Source organism: Nostoc sp. DedSLP03, from assembly GCF_034530815.1.
Lineage (GTDB): Bacteria > Cyanobacteriota > Cyanobacteriia > Cyanobacteriales > Nostocaceae > Nostoc.
Window position 1 is genome coordinate 1 of sequence record NZ_JAVRCK010000023.1, and the last position, 1,555, is coordinate 1,555.

The window sequence follows — 1,555 nt, forward strand, 5'->3', positions numbered from 1 at the left end:
TTTGACGTAGGGTTTGGCTGCCTCCCCCAGATTTCCCAATGCCTCTGCTGCACCGTAACGAACATGACTGTCAACGGATTTATCCTTGAGGAAGTCGAGGATGTCTTTGACGTAGGGTTTGGCAGCCTCCCCCAGATTTCCCAATGCCTCTGCTGCACCGGAACGAACATGACTGTCAACGGTTTTATCCTTGAGGATTTTGGCAGCTTTTTGAGCAATATCTTCCGGTTTCTTCCCCAGAGATTTTAAATCTTTGAGATCGTATTCAGCTAATTTGTTGAATGCAGATCCCTTTACTCCATCATATCCATCATCAAGGGCAGCAACGATACCGTTAATCTGCCACACTTCGGGCTTCGACTTCGGCCGTTCTTTCGCGCTTACCCAAGGCAGGGCGAGGAAGAGAATCAACAGCAGGATAAAGGGAAAAAGGAAAAAGAGCGACGATCGCTTTTTAATTATGTGCAGATACATTTGTATAATTAGTAACTCTTAATTCGTAATTTCTTTAGTAGGGAAAGAGAAAGGAGTTAGGTTTTTTACTAGTAAATCAGGAGCCGCTACAGTTATCTTTTTATCGTCTGATAACTCAACCTAGCTAGAAATGGAATATTAATGTAATTATTACAGGAATTTAAAAAGAGGCGTAGCTGAATTAAGGGATGATTCTTGTGGGGTGGGCATCCTGCCCGCCCGGAAATACAAGGGACGGGCAAGATGCCCATCCCACAAAAATAGTAAAATCATCCCGCAAATATGCAACGACCATCGTAGACATCGCCTACTCAAATCACTGCACGAGATAATAACAATACCTCGTTCAATTGTTAGCGATCGCTAATGTCTTTTGATAACCTCTGCAAACTCCTGTCCGAAAAACATCCTGCTACCTTTGCCAGTTGGGTTTTAGGTACACCGCAAACTTCCGTCACAGTTCTCAAAACCGAATTGAGCATAGAACCAATTCGCGCTGATTATGTCACATTCTTACAACTACAAGGACGCATTCTGCATCTGGAATTTCAAACCAAACTAGAATCTACGCCACCCCTACCCCTGCGAATGCTAGATTATTGGGTACGCTTGTATCGTTTGTATCGTCTACCGATAACGCAAGTTGTCGTATTACTGCTTCCCCCTGCACCAGGAACAGTAATTGAAACTGTCTTCTGTGTCGAAACTACCCGTCATGAATATCGCGTGATTCGCTTATGGGAAGAAAATCCTGAACTATTCCTCAACGAGCCAGCTTTGTTACCCTTAGCACCACTAACAGCAACCACGCAACCTCAAGCATTGTTGCAACAAGTTGTGGGCAAAGTTAATCAACTTGAGCCAAGACAACGACCAGAAATTTCCGCGTATACCCAAATCTTAGCGGGGTTAAAATACAATCAAGACTTGATTCGACAATTATTTCGGGAGGGTATGATGCGCGAGTCAGTAATTTATCAAGAAATTCTCGCTGAAGGCGAACAACGCGGCGAACAACGCGGACGCGAACAAGGACGAAAAGCAGAAGGGCAATTGCTCATTCTCCGTCAGCTGACTCGAC

At 44.4% G+C, this 1,555-nt stretch carries 2 protein-coding genes; one reads left to right on the forward strand and one right to left on the reverse strand.

Going from position 1 to position 1,555, the window contains the following annotated elements; genetic code table 11:
• The coding region (locus RM368_RS13355) for a HEAT repeat domain-containing protein (protein ID WP_416212232.1) at positions 1 to 474 on the reverse strand (474 nt) is incomplete at its 3' end.
• 366 nt (positions 475 to 840) lie between these two features.
• On the opposite strand from RM368_RS13355, the gene RM368_RS13360 reads away from it, so the two are divergent.
• On the forward strand, positions 841 to 1,555 hold a 715-nt coding region (locus RM368_RS13360), incomplete at its 3' end, for an Rpn family recombination-promoting nuclease/putative transposase (protein WP_322694495.1).